The organism is Acidovorax sp. A1169, assembly GCF_030704685.1.
GTDB lineage: Bacteria > Pseudomonadota > Gammaproteobacteria > Burkholderiales > Burkholderiaceae_C > Acidovorax.
The window spans coordinates 103,095-123,650 of record NZ_JAUZDX010000017.1 but is presented as its reverse complement, the minus strand read 5'-3'; the positions used below and the strand labels follow the sequence as shown (position 1 = coordinate 123,650).

The 20,556-nt window shown below is 67.7% G+C and carries 19 protein-coding genes; 11 read left to right on the top strand and 8 right to left on the bottom strand.

Annotated features, from left to right (window positions below):
• Window positions 1-8 precede the first annotated feature (8 nt).
• Window positions 9-488, bottom strand: a complete 480-nt coding sequence (locus tag QYL93_RS23690) for a GNAT family N-acetyltransferase (protein ID WP_305745955.1) — start codon at window positions 486-488, stop codon at window positions 9-11.
• A 118-nt stretch (window positions 489-606) separates the two neighbouring features.
• Here QYL93_RS23690 and QYL93_RS23685 point away from each other — a divergent pair, with 118 nt between their 5' ends.
• The 4 genes from QYL93_RS23685 (at window position 607) to QYL93_RS23670 (ending at window position 4,586) form a co-directional block, all read left to right on the top strand.
• A complete protein-coding gene (locus tag QYL93_RS23685; protein ID WP_305745954.1) occupies window positions 607-906 on the top strand; it encodes a hypothetical protein in 300 nt (99 codons plus the stop codon).
• Between the two features lie 229 nt (window positions 907-1,135).
• On the top strand, window positions 1,136-3,457 hold the full coding sequence (locus QYL93_RS23680) for an NADP-dependent malic enzyme (RefSeq protein ID WP_305745953.1): 2,322 nt from the start codon (window positions 1,136-1,138) through the stop codon (window positions 3,455-3,457).
• A 155-nt stretch (window positions 3,458-3,612) separates the two neighbouring features.
• A complete protein-coding gene (locus tag QYL93_RS23675; protein WP_305745952.1) occupies window positions 3,613-4,023 on the top strand; it encodes a ribonuclease in 411 nt (136 codons plus the stop codon).
• Between the two features lie 137 nt (window positions 4,024-4,160).
• A complete protein-coding gene (locus QYL93_RS23670) occupies window positions 4,161-4,586 on the top strand; it encodes a barstar family protein (RefSeq protein ID WP_057200514.1) in 426 nt (141 codons plus the stop codon).
• Between the two features lie 272 nt (window positions 4,587-4,858).
• Here QYL93_RS23670 and rsmA read toward each other — a convergent pair whose 3' ends face one another.
• From rsmA to QYL93_RS23655, 3 genes are all read right to left on the bottom strand, one after another.
• Window positions 4,859-5,647 carry a 16S rRNA (adenine(1518)-N(6)/adenine(1519)-N(6))-dimethyltransferase RsmA gene (gene rsmA / locus QYL93_RS23665; RefSeq protein WP_305745951.1) on the bottom strand — a complete coding sequence of 263 codons (789 nt, stop codon included), beginning with the start codon at window positions 5,645-5,647 and terminating at the stop codon, window positions 4,859-4,861.
• A 207-nt stretch (window positions 5,648-5,854) separates the two neighbouring features.
• Window positions 5,855-7,258, bottom strand: coding sequence for a peptidylprolyl isomerase (locus tag QYL93_RS23660; RefSeq protein WP_305745950.1), 1,404 nt, complete (start codon window positions 7,256-7,258; stop codon window positions 5,855-5,857).
• An 11-nt stretch (window positions 7,259-7,269) separates the two neighbouring features.
• A complete protein-coding gene (locus QYL93_RS23655; protein WP_370877029.1) occupies window positions 7,270-9,681 on the bottom strand; it encodes an LPS-assembly protein LptD in 2,412 nt (803 codons plus the stop codon).
• A gap of 96 nt (window positions 9,682-9,777) precedes the next feature.
• On the opposite strand from QYL93_RS23655, the gene QYL93_RS23650 reads away from it, so the two are divergent.
• The 4 genes from QYL93_RS23650 to QYL93_RS23635 all read left to right on the top strand — a co-directional run bounded on the left by QYL93_RS23650 (window position 9,778) and on the right by QYL93_RS23635 (window position 13,779).
• Window positions 9,778-10,920: an aminoglycoside phosphotransferase family protein gene (locus tag QYL93_RS23650; RefSeq protein WP_305745949.1), complete on the top strand. Its 1,143-nt coding sequence runs from the start codon at window positions 9,778-9,780 to the stop codon at window positions 10,918-10,920.
• 24 nt (window positions 10,921-10,944) lie between these two features.
• On the top strand, window positions 10,945-11,685 hold the full coding sequence (locus QYL93_RS23645) for a 16S rRNA (uracil(1498)-N(3))-methyltransferase (RefSeq protein WP_305745948.1): 741 nt from the start codon (window positions 10,945-10,947) through the stop codon (window positions 11,683-11,685).
• 203 nt (window positions 11,686-11,888) lie between these two features.
• The gene (locus QYL93_RS23640) at window positions 11,889-12,968 is read left to right on the top strand and encodes a diguanylate cyclase (RefSeq protein WP_305745947.1); all 1,080 of its coding nucleotides are present in this window, start codon (window positions 11,889-11,891) and stop codon (window positions 12,966-12,968) included.
• A 70-nt stretch (window positions 12,969-13,038) separates the two neighbouring features.
• On the top strand, window positions 13,039-13,779 hold the full coding sequence (locus QYL93_RS23635) for an SOS response-associated peptidase (RefSeq protein WP_305745946.1): 741 nt from the start codon (window positions 13,039-13,041) through the stop codon (window positions 13,777-13,779).
• Between the two features lie 16 nt (window positions 13,780-13,795).
• Here the strand turns inward: QYL93_RS23635 and QYL93_RS23630 are convergent, their stop codons facing one another.
• Window positions 13,796-14,413 (bottom strand): hemolysin III family protein, encoded by a 618-nt coding sequence (locus QYL93_RS23630; RefSeq protein WP_305745945.1) that lies wholly within the window; start codon window positions 14,411-14,413, stop codon window positions 13,796-13,798.
• A 188-nt stretch (window positions 14,414-14,601) separates the two neighbouring features.
• Here QYL93_RS23630 and QYL93_RS23625 point away from each other — a divergent pair, with 188 nt between their 5' ends.
• Entirely contained in the window at window positions 14,602-15,774 is a 1,173-nt protein-coding gene (locus tag QYL93_RS23625) for an MFS transporter (RefSeq protein ID WP_305745944.1), read from the top strand.
• 3 nt (window positions 15,775-15,777) lie between these two features.
• Here the strand turns inward: QYL93_RS23625 and QYL93_RS23620 are convergent, their stop codons facing one another.
• Window positions 15,778-16,689 (bottom strand): LysR family transcriptional regulator, encoded by a 912-nt coding sequence (locus QYL93_RS23620; RefSeq protein ID WP_305745943.1) that lies wholly within the window; start codon window positions 16,687-16,689, stop codon window positions 15,778-15,780.
• A 140-nt stretch (window positions 16,690-16,829) separates the two neighbouring features.
• Here QYL93_RS23620 and QYL93_RS23615 point away from each other — a divergent pair, with 140 nt between their 5' ends.
• Together QYL93_RS23615 and QYL93_RS23610 are read left to right on the top strand one after the other, a co-directional pair.
• Window positions 16,830-18,191: a M20/M25/M40 family metallo-hydrolase gene (locus tag QYL93_RS23615; protein ID WP_305745942.1), complete on the top strand. Its 1,362-nt coding sequence runs from the start codon at window positions 16,830-16,832 to the stop codon at window positions 18,189-18,191.
• 146 nt (window positions 18,192-18,337) lie between these two features.
• Window positions 18,338-18,823 carry a YidB family protein gene (locus QYL93_RS23610; RefSeq protein ID WP_305745941.1) on the top strand — a complete coding sequence of 162 codons (486 nt, stop codon included), beginning with the start codon at window positions 18,338-18,340 and terminating at the stop codon, window positions 18,821-18,823.
• Window positions 18,824-18,874: 51 nt separating this feature from the next.
• Here QYL93_RS23610 and QYL93_RS23605 read toward each other — a convergent pair whose 3' ends face one another.
• Entirely contained in the window at window positions 18,875-19,780 is a 906-nt protein-coding gene (locus QYL93_RS23605) for an alpha/beta hydrolase (protein ID WP_305745940.1), read from the bottom strand.
• A gap of 190 nt (window positions 19,781-19,970) precedes the next feature.
• On the bottom strand, window positions 19,971-20,501 hold the full coding sequence (locus QYL93_RS23600; protein ID WP_305745939.1) for a TlpA disulfide reductase family protein: 531 nt from the start codon (window positions 20,499-20,501) through the stop codon (window positions 19,971-19,973).
• Between the last annotated feature and the right edge of the window lie 55 nt (window positions 20,502-20,556).

Below are 20,556 nucleotides of genomic sequence, written 5' to 3'. Positions count from 1 at the left end.
GGCGGCAGTCATGCAGGTGCCCCCTGCCAGACCATCTGCGCGAGCAAATCGTCTTCGGATGCGGTGGCGAATCCCCGCTTGCGGTACAGGCTTTGCGCTGCGTGGTTGGTGTGGGCCACGGCCAGGCACAGCGGCAGCCCCTGTGCCAAGGCATGGGCCTGCAAGGCCGCCAGCACGGCGGTGGCAGCGCCGCTGCGGCGGGCTTGCGGGGTGATGGCGATGTCCACCAGGCGCAGGGCATGCTGCCCTGTGTCCACCACCACACGGCCGATGGGCAGGCCCGAGCGCAGCAGCAGGAGCTGGCGGGCCTGGGGAAACCGGTAGCGGAACCCGGTTTCCTGCGCGGTCTGCTGCATGGCCACCAGCTGCTGCAGCAGCGCGGGGTCCGGCAGGGCCTGCTGCAGGTCTTCGCGGGTGGAGAGGTACAGCGCCTGCAGGAAGGCATGGTCCGCCTCGGTCCTGTCCCTCAGGGCAAATGGTTCTGGCAATGGGTACACAGTGGGTTACCGGCGGTACGATGTTTGGGCAGATCGTGGAAACCTGCCCATTCTGGCAAGGGAATGGCCGGTGTCCAAATTTTGAATCACTCTCCTACGGACGCAACCGATGAGTACCACTTTTGAACCTGTCAGCGCCGTGGTGGGCAGCCGCTTCGTCGCGCATACCCAGCATGGCCCCGTGGAACTGGTCCTGACAGAGGCCACGGAACGCGAACGCGGCCATCTGCCCGAGCAGTTTCGCACCCCATTCTCCCTGCTGTTCCATGGCCCCGACGAGCCCAGGCTGTCGCAGGACACCTACACACTGGACCACCCGGAGCTGGGGCGATTGCAGTGGATGCTGGTGCCGGTCATGCCCGATACCAGGGCGCCGAACGTGCCGCGCTATGAGGCGCTGTTTGGCTAGACAGCATTGGCTTGTCCCAGCGGCGCGCAGGGATTTGGGGTGATCCCGCGCCCCAGGGGGACGACCGCTTTCCAACCTGGATCGCAAAGCTGTCTCACCCAACTAAGCAGATTCGCTTACTAGGGTTTTTACCGAACGCGGCCTACAATCCCTTCCCCCGGAACGTGTAAGCATGTTCCTACAAGAGCTGACTGACCCCTTGCGCACCCCCCAAGCTGGAGACAATTGAATGCCCGAGAACACCACGGCCGAGAACAACAACAACCATCCTGACAAGCGCGCCCAGCTGCGCCGCGCCGCTCTCGAGTACCACGAGTTTCCCAAGCCCGGCAAGATCGCGATCGCTGCCACCAAGCAGATGATCAACCAGCACGATCTGGCGCTGGCCTACTCGCCCGGCGTGGCCTCGCCCTGCGAAGAGATCGTCAAGGACCCCAATGCCGCCTTCAAGTACACCGCGCGGGGCAACCTCGTCGGCGTGGTGACCAACGGCACGGCCGTGCTGGGCCTCGGTGACATTGGACCGCTGGCGGGCAAGCCGGTGATGGAGGGCAAGGCCGTCCTGTTCAAGAAGTTCTCGGGCATCGACGTGTTCGACATCGAAATCAACGAGAAAGACCCCGAGAAGCTGGTCGAGATCATTGCCAGCCTGGAGCCCACCTTCGGCGGCATCAACCTCGAAGACATCAAGGCGCCCGACTGCTTCTACGTCGAGCGCAAGCTGCGCGAGCGCATGAAGATCCCGGTCTTTCACGATGACCAGCACGGCACGGCCATCGTGGTCGGCGCGGCCATCCTCAACGGCCTGAAGGTGGCCGGCAAGGACCCCAAGACCGTCAAGCTCGTGACTTCGGGCGCCGGTGCCGCCGCCCTGGCCTGCCTGGGCCTGCTGGTCAAGCTCGGTATCCCGCGCGAGAACATCTGGGTGACCGACCTGGCCGGCGTGGTCTACGAAGGCCGTACCGAGCTCATGGACGAGGACAAGATCCAGTTCGTGCAGAAGACCTCGGCGCGCACGCTCAGCGAAGTGATCGAGAACGCCGACATCTTCCTGGGCCTGTCGGCCGGCGGTGTGCTCAAGCAGGACATGGTGCGCAAGATGGCACCGCGTCCGCTGATCTTTGCACTGGCCAACCCCAACCCCGAGATCCAGCCCGAAGACGTGAAGGCCGTGCGCGACGACGCCATCATGGCCACCGGCCGCACCGACTACCCCAACCAGGTCAACAACGTCCTGTGCTTCCCCTACATCTTCCGCGGGGCGCTGGACAGCGGCGCCACCACCATCACGCTGGAGATGGAGATCGCCGCAGTGCACGCCATCGCCCAGCTGGCCCAGGCCGAGCAGAGCGAGGTGGTGGCCGCTGCCTATGTGGGTGAGCAACTGGCCTTTGGCCCCGAGTACCTGATCCCCAAGCCGTTCGATCCGCGCCTGATGATGATGATCGCCCCGGCCGTGGCCCAGGCCGCCGCCGACAGTGGCGTGGCCCTGCGCCCCATCACCGACATGGATGCCTACCGGGACCAGCTGCAAAGCTTCGTCTACGCCTCGGGCACCATGATGAAGCCGATCTTCGCTGCCGCCAAGGCCGCCACGAAGAAGCGCGTGGCCTATGCCGAAGGCGAGGAAGAACGCGTGCTGCGTGCCGCCCAGATCGTGGTGGACGAGCGCATCGCACGCCCCACGCTGATCGGCCGCCCCGCCATCATTGCGGAGCGCATCGAGAAGTTCGGCCTGCGCCTGCGCGAAGGGACGGATTACGACATCGTCAACGTCGAGCAGGACCACCGCTACCGTGACTTCTGGCAGACCTACCACCGCATGACCGAGCGCAAGGGCGTGACGGTGCAGATCGCCAAGATCGAGATGCGCCGACGCCTGGCGCTGATCGGTTCCATGCTGCTGCACAAGGGCGAGGTCGACGGCCTGATCGTGGGCACCTGGGGCCACACCGCCCTGCACCTGAACTACATCGACCAGGTGATCGGCAAGCGCGCCGGCGTGTGCACCTATGCCTGCATGAACGGCCTGCTGCTGCCCGACCGCCAGGTGTTCCTGGTGGACACGCACGTCAACTACGACCCCACGGCCGAGCAACTGGCCGAGATCACCGTGATGGCGGCCGAAGAGATGATGCGCTTTGGCATCAAGCCGCGCGCCGCCCTGCTGTCGCACTCCAATTTTGGCAGCAGCAACCAGCCCAGCGCCGTGAAGATGCGCCAGACCCTGGAGCTGCTGCGCGTGCAGGCCCCCTGGCTCGAAGTCGATGGCGAGATGCACGGCGACGTGGCCCTGGACGGCAAGGCCCGCGCAGCCATCATGCCGCACAGCGATCTCATTGGCGACGCCAATCTGCTTGTGCTGCCCAATATTGATGCGGCCAATATTTCCTACAACCTGCTCAAGACGGCGGCGGGTGGCAACATCGCCATTGGCCCCGTGCTGCTGGGTGCCGCCCAGCCGGTGCACATCCTGACGGCGAGCACCACCGTGCGCCGTATCGTGAACATGACAGCACTTACCGTGGCCGATGCGAACGCATCGCGATAAGCCACGAATCGATAGCAGGCACTAACTTATATTGCTTGTAACACCCCCCAGCGCCTGCCCAATCTTTGTGCAGGCGCTTGCTTTTTGGGGATCATTGAGTCACACTACGGGCTCGAAATTTCGGGTTAACCCGTAGTTTCTGAAAGGTGTTGTTGATGCTGAAGGCTGTAGCCACCCGGGCGCGCAAAGCAGGGTTTTTGTGTGTGGTGGGTGTTGCGTTTGCTCTTTCCCCGATGGTGGGGCAGGCCCGCCAATCCCCCTCCACCCACGGTTCGACCACCCCTATCGCACTGGCCGACTTGCCGCCCCAGGGGCGTGCTACGTATGCGCTGATCCGTGAAGGAGGCCCGTTTCCGTACGACAAGGACGGATCGGTTTTCGGCAATCGAGAACGGCTGTTGCCCGCCCAAAAGCGCGGCCACTACCGTGAGTACACCGTCAGAACACCAGGTTCGCGCGACCGGGGAGCCCGGCGTATCGTGTGTGGCGGCAAGCCCCGGGTACCGGACGCCTGCTATTACACCAGCGACCACTACGCCAGTTTTCGCGAAATCATCGAAAAATGACGCCCGACGCACCACGTACCGGCCGGTCTTTCCGGCGGTGAGCGGTGCGCGCTCTTGAATCCCCCAACCGGCAGTCGGCCCCCGTGGACTGGCGGATACCCCAAGTTTTTGGACTTTATTAAGAAAGAGTAGCGGAGATGCAGACGCCACTTCGTAAAGACCTGGAAACGCCCCTTCGTGGCGTGCGCACCAACATCGTGCAGTCCATCCGCGCCTTCCGCGTGCAGGACCTGCAGGATGCGGCCACTTCCCTGGGTCAACATTTCCTTTATGCCAATCTGGCCCACGCGCAGTCCAAGCAGGATGTGCTGGACCTGATTGCAGGACAGTTCACCTTCCCGTCGCACTTCGGCAAGAACTTCGATGCGTTGTACGACTGCATGACGGATCCCTTGCACAAATCGGGCCCGCAGCCCGGCTTCATCGTAGTGCTGGAGCAGATTCCGGCCACGGGTAAGTTCGACAAGGAAGCGCGTGAGCAGCTTCTGGACATCTTCCGTGACGCTGCCGACTACTGGGGCGACCGCAAGATCCCGTTCCGCTGTTTCTATTCTTTTCTGTAGCCCGTTCTGCATCCACCAGCCAAGCAGAACGGGCGAACGAGGCTAACGAAGCACAGACCAAGGTCCAGGGCATCGAGATCCCCGCCGACCCCGCCGCCGAAACGATGCCCACTGACAAGTTGGTGGACGTGTCCCCCCTGGCGCTGCGCATGAGCAGCCCCTTCAACGCGGGCTACTGGCTCAGCGCGGCATGATTCCTGCCGCCTCAGGCGGCAGTTCCTCAGCACCCCACCCCGACGCCTGCAAAGCAGGCCTGGGTGCGGTGTGTCCAATCAGGTGCTCTGGCCCATCGCGGCAGCCAGGGCCACAAACTCGGCCACAGGCACCTCTTCGGCGCGGCGCTGCACGTCGAACACGCCCGGGTAAGCCTTGGCTTCGAGCCAGCGGCCCAGTGTGTGGCGCAGCAGCTTGCGGCGCTGGCTGAAGGCGACCTGCACCAGTTCTTCCAGCAGGCGCTCGTTCAGGGGCACCGGTGCCTCCCGGGGCACCATGCGCACCACGGCGCTGTCCACGCGCGGGGGCGGGTCGAAGCTCTCGGGCGGCACGAACAGCACGTTCTCCATGGCGTAGCGCCACTGCAGCATCACCGACAGGCGGCCATAGTCCGAGGTGGAAGGATGGGCCACCATGCGGTCGATGACTTCCTTTTGCAGCATGAAATGCTGGTCTTCGATCACCGCCACATGCTCCAGCAGGTGGAACAGGATGGGCGTGGAGATGTTGTAGGGCAGATTGCCCACCACCCGCAGCTTCAGGGCCGGCTGCTCCACGCGCGCACGCCAGTCCTGGGCGAGCTGCGTGAAATCCACCTTGAGCACGTCTGACTCGATCACCTCGAGCTGCCCGTGTAGGCGCAGCCGCAGCGCCAGGTCGCGGTCGAGCTCGATCACCGTCAGGCGCCCCAGCCGCTCCACCAGCGGCTGCGTCAGCGCCGCCAGCCCGGGCCCGATCTCCACCATGGGCTGGCCCGCCTGCGGCGCAATCGCGTCCACGATGCCATCGATGATGCCCTTGTCGGACAGAAAATGCTGGCCGAAGCGCTTGCGGGGAATGTGTTTCATATCAGGTCCGCAAGGCGTATGCGCCCAGCATAGGGAAGGATTCGAAAAGCAGCGCGTCCGATGGGAACGCTGCCGTCGAGGGGGGAATGTTCGCACCTTCTGTGGGTGCCCAAAGCTGGCGGCTCCGCCGCCGCGCCGGGCCGCCCCAAGCAAGGCGCGGCCCCATCGGGGGGCCGCGAACCACACGCAGTGGGGAGCGTGGGGGCCTTATTGCGGTGGGTCGCGGAACTCGACATAGGCGCGGCCGCGCAGCTCCTGCGCCCACGTGGCGTAGGCCTCGTCCAGCTTCTTTTCGCGCACGGCGTCGCGCACCATGTCGCGCTGTTCGCGCTGCGTGAGCTTGGCTTCGCGGCGTTCCATGAGCTGGATCAGGTGCACCCCGAAGCGTGAGACCAAGGGTTCGCTGATGTCGCCGGGCTTGAGGGTGCTGAGCGCCTGCTCGAACTCGGGCACATAGCGGCCGGGGCTGGCCCAGCCCAGGTCGCCGCCCTGCTTGGCGCTGCCATCCACCGAATTGTCGCGCGCCAGGGCCGCAAAGTCGGCCTGGCCGGCCAGAATGCGGCGGCGGTAGTCGGACAGCCGGGCTGCGGCGGCGGCCTCGGTCAGCTGCGCGCTGGGGCGCAGCAGGATGTGGCGCGCATGGTTCTGCACCACGGTCGATGGCAGGCCGGCGACATTGCGCTCCACCACCTTGAGGATGTGAAAGCCTGCCGGCGAGCGCACGGGGCCCACGATGCCGCCCACGGGCAGGCCCTGCACGGAATTGACGAACAGGTCGGGGTAGCGGTCGGCCGGGCGCAGGCCGAGCAGGCCACCGGCACGCTTGCCTTCGGGTGCATCGGAGAATTCGGCCGCCACGGCGGCAAAGTCGCTGCCTGCGGCACGCGCCTTGTCGGCCGCGCTCTGCGCGCGGGCCTGCAGCTGTGCCGCCTGGGTGGGCGTGGCGTTCTCGGGCACCAGGATCAGCACGTGGCCCAGGTTGATTTCCATGGCCGAGGCGTCGACGCCCGATTGCTGCTCGCGCAGGAACTGGTCGATGTCCTGGTCGCTGACCTTGACCTTGGCATCCACATCGCGCTCGCGCAGGCGCTGAATCAGCAGCTGGCTGCGCAGCTCTTCGCGAAAGCGCTCTTTGCTCGTGCCATCGCGGGCCAGGCGCCGGTGCATGTCTTCCAGCGTCATCCCGTTCTGCTGGGCAATGTTCTGCTCGGCCTGGTTAAGGGCGAAATCCTCCACCTTCACGCCGCTTTCCTTGGCCAACTGCATCTGGGCCTTCTCGATGATCAGGCGTTCGAGCACCTCGCGCGCCAGCAGCTCGCGCGGCGGGCGGTTGCCGCCCTGCTGCTGCGCCAGTTGCTGTTCAGCCCGCGCCAGGCGCGAGCGCACTTCGTTGTTGGTGACGGGCTCGGAATTGACCACCGCCACGATGAAGTCGGCCGATTGCGGCCCCTGCGCCGTTGCGGGTGCCGGCAGGCTCAATGCCGGGGCGGCAGCCGGGCGGCCTATGCCGGCCCCGGCGCTGCCCGGCATGCGCAGGCCCTGCGCGAATGCGCCCCCGCAGGCGAGGGTGGTCAGGCAGGCAAGTGCCAGTGCAGATACACGGTGGTTCATGGCGGTGTCAGTCAGTCGTAGTTGCTGAAGCGGCTGGGCGAGCCAACCTGGTCGCGCAGGTTCTGGTAGCGCGGCACATTCTGCTTGAAGGTATCGAGGGGGCTGGAGCCCAGGCTGAGGCGGGAGAACCCGACGAACTCGATCTGGAACAACAGGCGGGTGTTGGAGGTGGAAACGCTGTTCTGCAGGCGTTCCAGCACCACGCGGCCGATCCAGCAGCAGCCGTCGTATTCGAGACCGACCACGCTGTCCACCAGCTTGCGGTCCTGCATGCTGAAGTTCAGGCGGCCGATGGTGTACCAGCGGCCGGGGCCCTGGCCGCGGCCGGGCCCGAGGTCCTTGCCCTTGTCGCCCCACAGGTCGTTGAGCGGCCACTGCCAGCCGATGTCGATCTGCTCGCTGGTGCCGCGCTGGAAGCGGTAGGCGGTGCTGATGGTGCGGTAGTTGCCCGGGCTGTAGCGTGCGCCGACGGTGGAGCGGATGGAGCGCCGCGTCTTGGGGTTGTACTGCACCGTGGAGTCGTAGGCCCAGTTCTTGGTCCAGTTGATGCCGGCGCCCACCAGGATGTCCGAAAGGCGGTCGTTCACCGGCGCGGCGCCCGGCAGAGTCACCTGCTGGTCGGTGAAGCGCACGCGCTGCGCCACCCCGAAGCGCGCAGCCTCGGCGCCCGAGTCGGGGTCGATCAGGCGCGTGGTCACGCCCATGGTCAGGAGGTTGTTGTCCGCCAGCCGGTCATTGCCGCCGAACGAGTTCTCGGTGTAGATGGTGGCAAAGTTGAAGTCGTTGAGCGCCGTGTCGTACAACGGCAGCTTGCTCTGGTCGCGGTAGGGCGTGTAGGTATAGAACGCCCGGGGCTCCAGCGTCTGCAGGAACGAGCGGCCAAAGAAGCTCGCATCGCGCTCGAACACCAGGCCGCTGTCCAGGCTGAAGGTCGGCAGCGTGCGGTTGGCCGAGCGCGAGCCATCGCTGAGCGGGCCGTCGAACTGGTACTGCGTGGTGTGCAGCTGCAGGCGCGGCGTGATGAAGCCGGCGGGCGCAAGGAACGGCCGGCTGATCTGCGCCACCGCGAACGAGCGGTTGGCATCGGGCTGCTTGGTCAAGAAGCGGTCGGCCTGGAAGCGCGTGGCATCAAGCTCCACACTGGCGTCGAAGCCGCCGGGCAGCATGCTCGGCTCGTAGCGCCATACCAATTGCGGCATGCGGTCGTACGGCGGCACGATGGGCGCCGACACGTCCTGCAGCGTCTGCCACTTGAGGGCCCGGGCCCGCACCGACATGTCGCCGGCGCCCCAGCTCAGCGTGGCATCGCCGGGCAGCAGGCGCTGGCGCAGCGGCTCGGAGACGCGGCCGAAGTCGCGCCAGTAGTTGTCGTCGCTCACCCGGTTCAGGTTCAGGCTCAGGTTCAGGCCGCCCACGGGGGAGGCGATCAGCGCGTCGTGCTTGCCCGTGAAGCCCCAGCGGTCGCGGTCGCGCAGGCGGTCCGACGGCATGTAGTCACCGCTGATCTCGCCCTTGTAGGTGGGTTCCAGGTAGCGGAACTCGCCGCCCAGGTTGGCGCCGCGCTTGGACAGCAGGGCCGCGCGCAGCGTGGCATCGCGGTTGGGCGCGATGTTCCAGTAATAGGGCTGCGAGTAGGCCACGCCATCGCGGCTGTCCAGCCCGAAGGACGGGGGCAGCAGGCCCGACTTGCGCTTGTCCGACAGCGGGAAGGTGATGCGCGGGATCGGCAGCAGCGGGATGCCTTTGAACTCCAGCACCGCATTCTCGGCCGTGCCCACTTCCTCTTCGCGGTCGATGCGGATGGTCTTGGCGCGCAGCACCCAGTCGGGCTGCCAGGAGGCCTCGTCGCCCTTCTGGCAGGTGGTGTAGGTGGCGTCGTGGACGATGGAGCGCTGGCGGTCGATGAAATCCACGCGCGAGGCGTCCCCATGGGCCTGCGTGGCCAGGAAGCGGTAGCGCGCGTCGTTGAAGAAGCCCTCGAAGGCCTCCACCCGCAGGTCGAGCGCCGTGCCTTCGTAGACGTTGCCGGCGCGGTTGATGCGCACCGAGCCGCGCGCCTTGGCCAGGTCCTCGGGCACGTCATAGTCCAGGCGGTCGGCGCGGATGACCGTGTCACCCCGGCGCAGCTCGGCGTTGCCTTCGATGGTGGCGTTCAGGTCCGTCTGTCCGCTGATGTGGTCGCCGGTGACGAAGATCGGCAACTGCGGCCGCACGGGCTCGGGAATGTTTTCCTGCAGCAGGGGCGAACTGCGCAGGGCCGGTGGGGCATCCCAGGCACTGGGCGTGGCGTTCTGTGCCTGGACGGCCAGCGGCAGGCCGCACCAGGCCAGCGCCACACCATAGGCCAGGGCACGCGGCACGGGGCGGCGCAGCCGCTCCCCGGGTGCCGTGGCGGGCCGGGTCCGGGAGGAAGGGGTCTGCACGGTGGGGGGCTTGCGGCGTGGCACGTGGGACGGTATGGGCTGAATCAGAAGAGGGGAACCCGTGCCAGGGAACGGGTTTGTAAAATCGGATTATCCATGAGCCACCCTTTCCCCCCATCTTCCTCTTCCCCACCCACCGGTGCGGCGGCGGCAACGCCCTCTTCTTCCACCGTCACCTGGCCTGACGCCGAACGCCAGCGCGCCTTCGACGCCTGGCTGGTGCCCCTGGTGGGAGGCCACCAGCTCAAGCCCGAAACGCTGCGCCCGGCATCCGCCGATGCGAGCTTTCGGCGCTACCTGCGCATCGACACCGCGCTGGGCACGAGTTGCATCGTGATGGACGCCCCGCCCGACAAGGAGAACTGCCGCCCCTTCGTGCAGGTGCAGCGCCTCCTGGCCGACGCCGGCCTGAAAGTGCCGCAGATCCTGGCCTGGGACGAGGCGGGCGGCTTCATGCTGCTGTCCGACCTGGGGCACCAGACGCTGATCGAACTGCTCGACCCCGAGAAGCCCCGCGACGCCTATGCCTGGTACCAGCAGGCCACCGACGTGCTGCTGCAGTGGCAACTGGCCTCCCAGCCCGGCGTGCTGCCTGCATACGACGAGGCCCTGCTGCGCCGCGAGCTGGCGCTGTTCCCCGACTGGTACCTGGCAAAGCATCGCGGCATCACGCTCGACGATACGCAGAAGGCCACCCTGTCCAGCGCGTTCGACGCCATCGTGGCGCACAACCTGGCGGCGCCGCAGGTCTACGTGCACCGCGACTTCATGACCCGCAACCTGATGGTGCCGGTGCAGGAGGGCGCGCCGCTCGGGGTGCTCGACTTCCAGGACGCGGTCTACGGCCCCATCACCTATGACATCGCCAGCCTGATGCGCGATGCCTTCATCAGCTGGGAAGAGGAATTTGTCATCGACATTACCGTGCGTTACTGGGAGAAGGCGCGCAAGGCCGGCCTGCTGGGCGCAAACAGCGCCAGCGGTTTCGGCGAGGACTTCGGCGAGTTCTACCGCAGCGTGGAATGGATGGGCCTGCAGCGGCACTTCAAGGTCGCCGGCATCTTCGCCCGCCTCACCCTGCGCGACGGCAAGCCCAAATACCTGGCCGACGCGCCGCGCTTCATGGCCTATATCCGTGCCACCACCCACCGCTACCGCCAGCTGGGCCCGCTGCTCAAGATGCTCGACGAGATCGAGGGCACCGAGGCGCCCATGGGCTATGCCTTTGGCCGTGTCTGATTTGCTATTGAAAGTATAGCAATCATGCCCCGCTTCCACTGCCCCACCGACCTTGCGCCCGGCGCCGAGATCGACCTGCCCCCGGGCGCCGCCCGCCACGTGCAGGTGCTGCGCCTGCAGCCCGGCGACGCCATCACCCTCTTTCACGGCGGCCAGGAGGGCCCCGGTGGCGAATTCGAAGCCACCGTGCTGCGCATGGGCCGCAGCGACGTGCGCGTGCAGGTCGGCGCCCACCATGCCGTCGAGCGCGAGGCCCCGCGCGCCGTGCACCTGCTGGCCGGCATCACCGCCAACGAGCGCATGGACTGGCTCGTGGAGAAGGCCGCCGAGCTCGGCGTGGCCAGCATCACCCCCCTGGTGGCCGAGCGCAGCGTGCTCAAGCTCAAGGGCGAGCGCGCCGACAAGAAGCTGGCGCACTGGCAGGCCGTGGCCGTGTCCGCCTGCGAGCAGTGCGGCCGCAACCGCGTGCCCGTGGTGCATTGCGCGGTGGACCTGGCGGATTGGGTGCGCGCACAGGCCCAGCCAGGCACTGCGGGCACGGCGCAGCGCCTGCTGCTGTCGCTGCGGGCGGGCACTGTGCCTTTGCACACCGGGGCGGCGGGCACAGGTCCCGTGGTGTTTCTGTCGGGCCCCGAGGGCGGGTTGAGCCCAGTCGAAGAGGATCTGGCGCTGCAGCATGGCTTTGCGCCCGTTACCCTGGGTGCGCGCGTGCTGCGGGCCGAGACGGCGCCCCTGGCGGCCCTCGCCGCGCTCACGGTCGCCTGACCCAGGCGCGGATGCGACACAAAAACTCCCCGCCCGGGGAGCCCCGCCGGTAAAATCCCGGCCAGCGCCGCTGGCTCAGTGCGCCCAACCCCGGGCGACGTGCCCTTGGCGGGAGGCAGGCCACCTTGCACAAACCCACCCACTGGCGGCGGCTGGTGGGCTCCTTCCTTCCCACTGACCGTCGGCAGCGCACGATAGGCAGCATGGCCTTGCTCGCGCTGCTGCTCATGATCGGCAGCTCGGGCGTGATGCTCATGCTCGCGCATGCCGGCATGACCGCCCACGAAGAGGCCGTCCAGTGGTGGGCCGCCATTTCGGTGGGCGGCCTCATGGTGATGACGGCCATGGTCTTCAGTGGCTGGTCGGCGCGCCTGCCCGATCCCTCGCTCACCATGGCCCAGATGGCCTGGACCATCACCAGTGGTGCCGTGGCCTACGTGCTCGCAGGTGACGCGCGCGGGGTGGTGCCTGCCGTGCTGGCCATGATCCTGTTCTTCGGCACCTTCGGCCTGACGCTGGCGCAGGTCGTGGGCATCGGCGCCTATGCCCTGCTGGCCTTTGTCGTGGCGGTTGCGGCGGCAGCCCGGTTCAATGCCGGCACCTACGGCGTCGTGGACACCGCCTATGCGCTCATGGTGCTGCTGGTGCTGGGGGGCTCGATCGCGCTGAACCTGCGCATCCAGAGCATCCGCCAGCGCCTGCGCCAGCAGCGCGAGGCCCTGGCCCAGGCGCTGGCCGAAAACCGTGAACTGGCCATGCGCGATGAGCTCACGGGCCTGCTCAACCGCCGCGCCATGGTGGACCTGATGCTGCTGGAGCAGCGGCGCAGCCTGCGCAGCGGCCGCCCCCTGCTGCTGGCGCTGCTGGACATCGACCACTTCAAGCCGATCAACGACCTGCACGGCCACTCCACGGGGGACCGGGCCCTGCAGGCCTTCACTGCCACCGTGCGCGCCAGCGTGCGCGACACCGACGTGCTCGCCCGCTGGGGTGGCGAAGAGTTCGTGCTCATGCTCTGCGACACCCGGCTGGACGACGGGCATGAACTGCTGGAGCGGGTGCGCGCTGCGGTGGCGGGGCTGCAGGTGCTGCATGTGCCAGACGCGGTGTGCTTCACCGTGTCGGCCGGGCTGGCCCAGCACGTGCCCGAGGAGACCATCGAGCACACCCTGGAGCGGGCCGACCAGGCGCTCTACACCGCCAAGGCCCTGGGGCGCAACCGGGTGGCGGTGGCGCCGGGTCACCGGGTGGCGGCAGCTTCGGCGGGCAAGTCGAGATCCTGAACACCGCGCCAGCCGCCACCGCCTGGTCAGCCCAGGGTGGCTGTGGTGCACGCACGGGTACCATCGCCGCATGAGCACCTACTACGAAACCTTGCAGAACGCCAGCGCCTACCCCGAATCCTTCGGAGTGGAGTCACCCGCCGTGCTGGGCGAGCGGCATCTGTGGCCGCGCAAGAACGGCTTTTTCATCCGCGCTGCAGAGGCGGTCGACGAGGTTGCGCCAGTGGTCGCGGACGATGGACTGGCCGAAGCCCCGCCCAGCCGCGCCGCGCGGCGCCGCGAACTGGTGCCCGCGCAGTGGGGCCTGGTGCCGCACTGGGTCAAGTCGGCGTCCGATGGCAAGCTGCGTGCGCCCAAACTGGCGCATGCCAAGTCCGATACCGCCTCCACCGGCACAGCGTTCCGCGACGCCTGGCTCAACGGCCAGCGCTGCATCGTGCCGATGCTGGCCTTCTACGAGGACGACTTTCGCCCCGGCAAGGCCGTTCCCACCCGCATCACGCGGGTGGACGGCAAGCCCATGGGCGTGGCGGGCCTGTGGGCGCGGTGGCAGGGGCCAGATGGCGAAGTGCTGCTCAGCTACGCGCTGCTCACGGTGAATGCCAACAACCACGCCCTCATGCACCGCTACCAGCAGCCTGGCAGCGAAAAGAGCATGCCTGCCATCCTCAACGAAGGCGCCTACGACGCCTGGCTCAGCGCACGGCAGGAGAAGGCCAAGGAGTTCATGCGCCAGTACCCGGCCCAGTGGCTTACCGCCAATCCGCTGGAAAAAAAGGCCGACAAGGTTCCGAAGGGCTGGCTGGAATAGCCAGCGGCCGTGTGCGCTAGGCCACGTAGAGCAGCACGGTGACGAAGTGGCAGATGCTTCCGCCCAGCACGAACAGGTGCCATAGCCCGTGGCCGTGGCGCACCTTGTGGTCGGTGGCGTAAAAGACGATGCCCAGGGTGTAGCAGGCGCCGCCCGCCAGCAGCCAGCCGAAGCCGGCGGGGGTGAGCGCCTGCCACAAAGGCACCACGGCCACCAGGGCCAGCCAGCCCATCAGCACGTAGATGACCAGCGAGAGCACGCGCGCGCCCTTGGCCAGCCAGATCTCCTGCGCGATGCCCAGCAGGGCCAGACCCCAGACGACTCCCAGCAGCGACCAGCCCCAGGCGCCGCGCAGCGAGACCAGTGCAAACGGCGTGTAGCTGCCCGCGATCAGCAGGTAGATGCTGCAATGGTCCACCTTCTGAAGGATCTCCTTGGCGCGCCCTCGCACGCTGTGGTACGCGGTGGATGCCGTGTACAGCGCCACCAGCATGGCGCCGTAGATGCTGAAACCCACGATCTTCCATGGGTCGCCCAGCCGCGCGGCCAGCACCACCAGCAACGCCGTGCCCGCCACGGCCAGGGCTGCGCCCACCAAGTGGCTGATGCTGTTGAAACGTTCTCCGTGGTACATCCGGTCATCCTTTGCAATGCGTGCAGCGCCACAGGCCTAGCGTGCTTGGCCCACCATACACAATCCGTGCCGCGCGCGGGCTCCAATCCCTGTGCAACGTCCGGGCCATCCCGTCGGTGCACAGGTGCGGCCGCCGGAGGCCGGCTGTGCACAATGGGTGCCTTCTCCCGTGCCTCCGTGCCCCCCTCATGAACAAGAACCTCTGGCTGCTGGCCCTGTGCCAGGGCCTTTTCCTGACCAACAATGTCGTCTTCATCGCCATCAACGGGCTCGTGGGCCTGCAGCTGGCGCCCTATGGCTGGATGGCGACGCTGCCGGTGATGGGCTATGTGGTGGGCGGCGCGCTTTCCACGGCGCTGGTGGCAGCCACGCAGGCGCGCTGGGGGCGCAAGGTGTCGTTCCAGATCGGGCTGGCCGTGGCCGTGCTGTCGGCGGCGCTGTGCGCCTGGGCCGCGTTCAGCGCACAGTTCTGGCTGCTGTGCGCGGCCACCGTAGTGGCCGGCTACTACAGCGCCAATGGCCAGCTCTACCGTTTTGCAGCCGCAGAGCTGGCCGTGCCGGCCTACCGCGAGAAGGCCGTCTCCCTGGTGCTGGCGGGTGGCCTGCTGGGCGCCGTGGCAGGCCCCAACCTGGCCAGTGCCACGCGCACACTGTTCGCCGTGCCGTTTGCCGGGGCCTACATCGCGCTCATCGGGGTGGCGCTGCTGGCCATGGTCGCCATGTCGGCTATCCGCTTCGAGGCGCTGCCCGTGGTGCTGAATGCGGCGGGCCAGCCCCAGACAGGCCGGCCGCTGGCCGAGCTGATGCGCCAGCCCGCCTTCGTGGTGGCCATCCTGGGCGCTGCGCTGGGCTATGGCGTGATGAACCTGCTGATGGCGGCCACGCCGCTGGCGATGCAGGTGTGCGGCTTCGCCTTCGACCAGGCGGCAGTGGTGCTGGAGTGGCATGTGATCGGCATGTTCGCGCCGGGCTTCTTCACGGGCCACCTGATCAAGCGCCTGGGTGTGCTGCCGGTCATGGGCACGGGCGTGCTGCTTAACTTCGCCTGCGTGGCCGTGGCGCTGTCGGGGGTGGAGCTGCACCACTTCGGCATCGCCCTGTTCATGCTGGGCGTGGGCTGGAATTTCCTCTTCACCGGCGCCACCACGCTGGCCATGACGGCCTACCGGCCCGAGGAAAAGGACCGCGCCCAGGCCGCCATCAACTTCTGCGTGTTCGCGACGCTGGCGGTGAGTGCCTTCTCGTCGGGCGTGCTGGTCACCACCCAGGGCTGGACGCTGCTCAATGCGGGCTCGCTGGTACCCATCGTGGTCACGGGTGCAGGCCTGGCGTGGCTGGCCGTGCAGCGCCGCAGGGCATGAGCATCATGGTGCCGTGACGGTCACTTGCGCAGCCACGGCCTGTGTGAGCCAGTGGACAAAGGCCTGGACGGCGCGCTCCTGAGCCCGTTCGCGCGCGACGAACAGGCTGTAGCCGCGCAGGCCACTGTCCACGAAAGGGTGGGCCAGGGCCAGGTCGCCCGATTGCAGTTCACGCTCCACGAAGTAACGCGGTACCAGGCCCACCCCCAGGTCCGCGCGCACCGCCTCCACGAGCATGTAGAACAGATCGAATCGGTGCCCGCCCAGGCTGTGCGCCGGCGTGTGGGCGACGCCCGCGTGGGCGAACCAGTCGTCCCAGGCGCCCAGGCGCGAGCTGAGCTGAAGCAGCGGCACGGCGCTGAAATCGCCGCGCTCCGTGGCACGCCTGTGGCGCGATCCCGGCGAGCACACGGCCACGCAGGCCTCGCGCAGCAGGGGCTGCTGCAGGGCGCCGGGCCAGGCCGCGTCGTCGTATTGCACGGCCACGTCGAACGGGATCTCGGCCATGTAGGTTTGCGTGGGGTAGACCTGCAGGTGCACGCTGCAGGCCGGCTCCTCGGCCAGGAAGGTGGGCAGGCGCGGCAGCAGCCAGCGCTCGGCGAACACCGGCACGCAGCCCACCTGCAGGCTGGTGCCGTCGGAGCGCTGGGCCATGGCCTCGCGCGTGTGGTTCTGCAGGCGCAGCAGGTCACCCACGATCTGCGCGTGGTAGCGGCGGCCCACCTCGGTCAGCTCGGTGCCGCGCGCGCTGCGCCGCACCAGTTGCAGGCCCAGTTGGCCTTCGAGCTGGCGCAGTTGCTGGCTCACCGCGCTGTGGGTCAGGCACAGCTCCTGGGCGGCCTTGCCCACGCCATGGTGGCGCGCCACGGCGTCGAAGATGAGCAGGGCGCGGGTGCTGGGGATATGGCGGTGCATGTAAGAAAAACTGACGGGTGGTCAGATTAAAGCAGAGCGGAAATCCCCCTTACGGTCCAACAATTGCTCCGTCACCAGTCTGGCACGGCTTTGGTGCCATGCACCCGCTCTGCATTCCGATTGTCAATTTTCCTTTCACCATGACCCCATTCTCTGCCCACCGTTTCGCCTTCGCCACCAGCGCCGTGTCGCTGTCCGTCGCCGCCCTGTTCGCGGGCACGGCCCATGCCCAGGCCGTCGCCCCCACGCCCACCCAGTTGCGCCCCGCTGTGGACCAGGCCTACACCCAGCTCATGGCTGCGCCGCAGATCCAGAAGCTGCTCGAGGCCGTCAAGGCCGACCACGAGCGTTCGATCACCGACCTGAAGCTGCTCACCGAGATCGAGGCCCCGCCCTTCAAGGAGCAACAGCGCGCCGAGGCCTTCCTGGCCCGCGTGAAGGCGCTGGGGCTCACCAGTGCCGCCATCGACGCCGAAGGCAATGTGGTTGGCGTGCGCAAGGGCACGGGCCAGGGCCCCAAGCTGGTGATCTCGGCCCACATGGACACGGTGTTCCCGGCGGGCACCGACGTGAAGGTCAAGGAGCGCGACGGCCGCCTGTACGCGCCCGGCATCTCCGACAACACGCGCGGCCTGGCCGTGTTGCTGTCCTGGCTCAAGGTGCTCAACGACAACCGCATCGCCACCGTGGGCGACCTGGTGTTCGTGGGCAACGTGGGCGAGGAGGAGCTTGGCAACCTGCGCGGCATGAAGCACCTGTTCGCCGAGCACCTGGACATCGACGGCATGGTGGCCCTGGAACCCGCCCCGGACGGCACCGTTCTGGTGCTCGGCACGGGCAGCCACCGCCACGAGGTCACCTTCAAGGGCCCGGGCGGCCACAGCTACGCCGCCTTCGGCCAGGTGCCCAGCGCCATCCATGGCATGGGCCGGGCGATTGCCAAGATATCCGAGATCCGCACGCCTGCCACGCCCAAGACCACCTTCACCGTGGGCACGGTGGGCGGCGGCACCTCGGTGAACACCATCGCACCCGACGCGCGCATGGCCGTGGACATCCGCTCCGAAGCGATGGAGCCCCTGCTGGCCACCGAAAAGCAGGTGCTGGCCGCCGTGGACGAGGCCGTGGCGGAAGAGAACAAACGCTGGGGCGTGACCACGCTGAGCGCATCGACCAGGCTGATCGGTGATCGCCCGGGCGGCCGCACGCCGGTGGATGCGATCATGGTCGAGGCCGCCGTGCGCTCCAACACGGCGTTCGGCCACAAGACGGTGCTCAGCGGCGCCAGCACCGATGCCAACGTGCCCATGGCCCTTGGCATTCCGGCCATCGTGATCGGCGGCGGCGGAAAGACCGGGGGCTTCCATGCCCTGTCGGAGTGGATCGACGTGACCGATGCCTGGAAGGGGGCTCAGAATTCGCTGGTGACGGTGTTGGGCCTGGTGGGGGTGCAGGGCATCAGCCAGCCCCTGCTCGAAAAGCGCCCTGCGCGCACCAAATGAGGCCGCAGGGGCGCCGGTCTCCTATCGACCGGCTACCTGCGGTAGGACAGTTCACCATTGTTGACACCAGGGCCTGCCCTGGCCTGCGTACCATCACCGGGTGGCGGGCTGCTTCGGCCCTGCCCTGACTTTTTCAGGAGATCACCATGGGTTTGCTCGATTCAGTGCTGGGCGCTGTCATTCAGAACGCGTCGCAGGGCCATGGCGGTGCTTCGGCCGCGCAAGGCGGTGTCGGTGGTGGCCTGGGCGGGCTGGTGGCGCTGGCCGCACAGAACCCGCAGCTCATCCAGGCGGTGCTGTCGCTGGTGAGCAATGACGGCCCGGTGGGCGGCCTGCCCGGCCTGATGGCCAAATTTCAGCAGGCGGGGCTGGGCGACATGATCGCCTCGTGGCTCGGCTCCGGCACCAACCAGGCCATCTCGGGCGACCAGCTTTCGCGCGTGCTCGGCTCCGGCCCGCTGTCGCAGGTGGCGTCGCAGCTGGGCGTGGGCCAGTCGGATGCAGCCAACCAGCTGGCGCAGGTGCTGCCGGGGTTGCTCGATCAGCTCACGCCGCAGGGCCATGCGCCCCAGGGCGGCCTGGGTCAGAGCAGCGACCTGTTCGGCATGCTCGGCGGCCTGCTGAGCAAGTAAGCCACACGCAGGAATCGCCAGGGCTGGTCTACAGGCCCTGGCCGATCACGATCAGGCGACGGAAGCGAGCCGGCCCCGGGTGGCCGCGCTGTTGGCGCGTGCCGGGCAGCGCATGTCCAGCCACTGGCGCAGGGTCTCGAACACGGGGGCGGCCAGATCGGAGCGCTCGTTGAACAGCTCGTGGTACAGCGGCTCGAAGCAGCGCGACTGCACCCGGGCGCTGGGTGCAGCGGCCGCAAAGGCGCGGCTGCCAGCGGGGTTCACCAGCCTGTCGCTGCCGGCCCACATCAGCAAGGTCGGCACTTTCCACTGGGCCGCTGCGGCCACGGTGGCCGGGCCGCCGTCGGCAATGAAGCGCGCCAGGCGCGCACTGATGCGGTCATGGCACAGCGGGTCTGCCAGGTAGGCGACCGGCACGGCATTGTCGTGCGACAGGTACTGCGCATCCAGGCCATTGCCCACGCGCAGGTTGGGTGCCAGGCGGGGCAAGGTGGCCAGCAGCAGCTTCTGCACCGCGCCCAGGCCGGGGTCCAGCGCAGGTGACGACAGCACCAGCGCATCCACGGGCCGCACGCCGAGCGCGACAAAGCGCGAGGCCACCAGCCCGCCCATGCTGTGGCCCAGCAGCACCAGGGGCAGCCCCTCGGGGGTGCGTGCGCGCACGGCGTCCACCATGTCGGCCAGGTCGTCGAGCAGCCGGCTGTCGGTGGTGAGCCCGCCGCGCGGCCCGCTCGATTCGCCGTGGCCATACTGGTCGTAACCGCGCACGGCAAAGCCCCAGCCCCCCAGTTGCCGCGCCAGCGCGTCGTAGCGGCCCACATGCTCCCCCAGGCCATGCACCAGCAGCACGGTGCCGCGCTGGGCCTGGCCCGGTGGCAGCGGCCAGTCCTGGACGGCCAGGTTCTCACCGTCGCTGGCGGTGAAGGTGGTCAGGGTGGAGGGAACGGGTTCGGTCATCGGACAGGGCGGCAGAAGTGAGCGTCGTGGCCCGGGGGCGGACAGGAAAGGTTCGCGCAGGCAACAATCTGCCGCATGCAGGCATCGTGACGGGGCCGTGCAGCGCCGTCAATGGATTTCATGCAAGGCCAGGCCCTGGCAGGTCCGGGCCATGGCGAGTACCCAACGGTTTAGGGCCTTTTAACAGGCCCTAGTTCAGCGAGATCCAGAGGTCGTCCCAGTCGGTGGGCTGGAAGCTGCCCTCGCGCCGCAGCACCTGCTGGTGCTGGCGGTTGAGCACATAGTGCGTGGGCCTGCGCGTGATGGCGCCGAAGCTGTCCTGGTGGCCTGCGGCATTGCGCCAGGCGATGGGAAAGCGCTGCTCCGCCGGCACGGACACCTTGAGCAGGTCGATGTACTGCATGAAATCCGCGCTCTTGTCGTCCAGGTTCACCCCCAGCAGCACGAAGTCGCGCTGGCGGTTGTTGGTGTAGAACTCGCGCATCAGGCGCAGCTCGTTGACGCACAGGGCGCAGCCGGCGGTGAAAAAACTCACCAGGCAGACCTTGCCCTTGAAGTCGGACAGCATGACCGGTTTGCCATCGCTGCCGGTGCCGGACAGCTGGTGCTGCGCACCCTTTGCCGGCACGGGAGCAGGTGCGGGCTGCGCCCATGCACCCAGCTGGGTGGATGCCAGGGCCGATGCGGTGAAGGTCTGTAGAAACGCGCGTTTGTCCATCATCAGGGCCTGCAACAGGGAAGCGGTAAACCGGCGCCCGGCCAAGGCAGGGCACAGG

Coding starts and splice junctions, on each gene's coding strand:
- QYL93_RS23610 (WP_305745941.1), top strand. CDS start 18,338: ATGGGTTTGCTCGATTCAGTGCTGGGCGCTGTCATTCAGAACGCGTCG.
- QYL93_RS23680 (WP_305745953.1), top strand. CDS start 1,136: ATGCCCGAGAACACCACGGCCGAGAACAACAACAACCATCCTGACAAG.
- QYL93_RS23640 (WP_305745947.1), top strand. CDS start 11,889: ATGGCCTTGCTCGCGCTGCTGCTCATGATCGGCAGCTCGGGCGTGATG.
- QYL93_RS23600 (WP_305745939.1), bottom strand. CDS start 20,501: ATGATGGACAAACGCGCGTTTCTACAGACCTTCACCGCATCGGCCCTG.
- rsmA (WP_305745951.1), bottom strand. CDS start 5,647: ATGAAACACATTCCCCGCAAGCGCTTCGGCCAGCATTTTCTGTCCGAC.
- QYL93_RS23635 (WP_305745946.1), top strand. CDS start 13,039: ATGAGCACCTACTACGAAACCTTGCAGAACGCCAGCGCCTACCCCGAA.
- QYL93_RS23630 (WP_305745945.1), bottom strand. CDS start 14,413: ATGTACCACGGAGAACGTTTCAACAGCATCAGCCACTTGGTGGGCGCA.
- QYL93_RS23685 (WP_305745954.1), top strand. CDS start 607: ATGAGTACCACTTTTGAACCTGTCAGCGCCGTGGTGGGCAGCCGCTTC.
- QYL93_RS23615 (WP_305745942.1), top strand. CDS start 16,830: ATGACCCCATTCTCTGCCCACCGTTTCGCCTTCGCCACCAGCGCCGTG.
- QYL93_RS23670 (WP_057200514.1), top strand. CDS start 4,161: ATGCAGACGCCACTTCGTAAAGACCTGGAAACGCCCCTTCGTGGCGTG.
- QYL93_RS23625 (WP_305745944.1), top strand. CDS start 14,602: ATGAACAAGAACCTCTGGCTGCTGGCCCTGTGCCAGGGCCTTTTCCTG.
- QYL93_RS23660 (WP_305745950.1), bottom strand. CDS start 7,258: ATGAACCACCGTGTATCTGCACTGGCACTTGCCTGCCTGACCACCCTC.
- QYL93_RS23605 (WP_305745940.1), bottom strand. CDS start 19,780: ATGACCGAACCCGTTCCCTCCACCCTGACCACCTTCACCGCCAGCGAC.
- QYL93_RS23675 (WP_305745952.1), top strand. CDS start 3,613: ATGCTGAAGGCTGTAGCCACCCGGGCGCGCAAAGCAGGGTTTTTGTGT.
- QYL93_RS23650 (WP_305745949.1), top strand. CDS start 9,778: ATGAGCCACCCTTTCCCCCCATCTTCCTCTTCCCCACCCACCGGTGCG.
- QYL93_RS23645 (WP_305745948.1), top strand. CDS start 10,945: ATGCCCCGCTTCCACTGCCCCACCGACCTTGCGCCCGGCGCCGAGATC.
- QYL93_RS23620 (WP_305745943.1), bottom strand. CDS start 16,689: ATGCACCGCCATATCCCCAGCACCCGCGCCCTGCTCATCTTCGACGCC.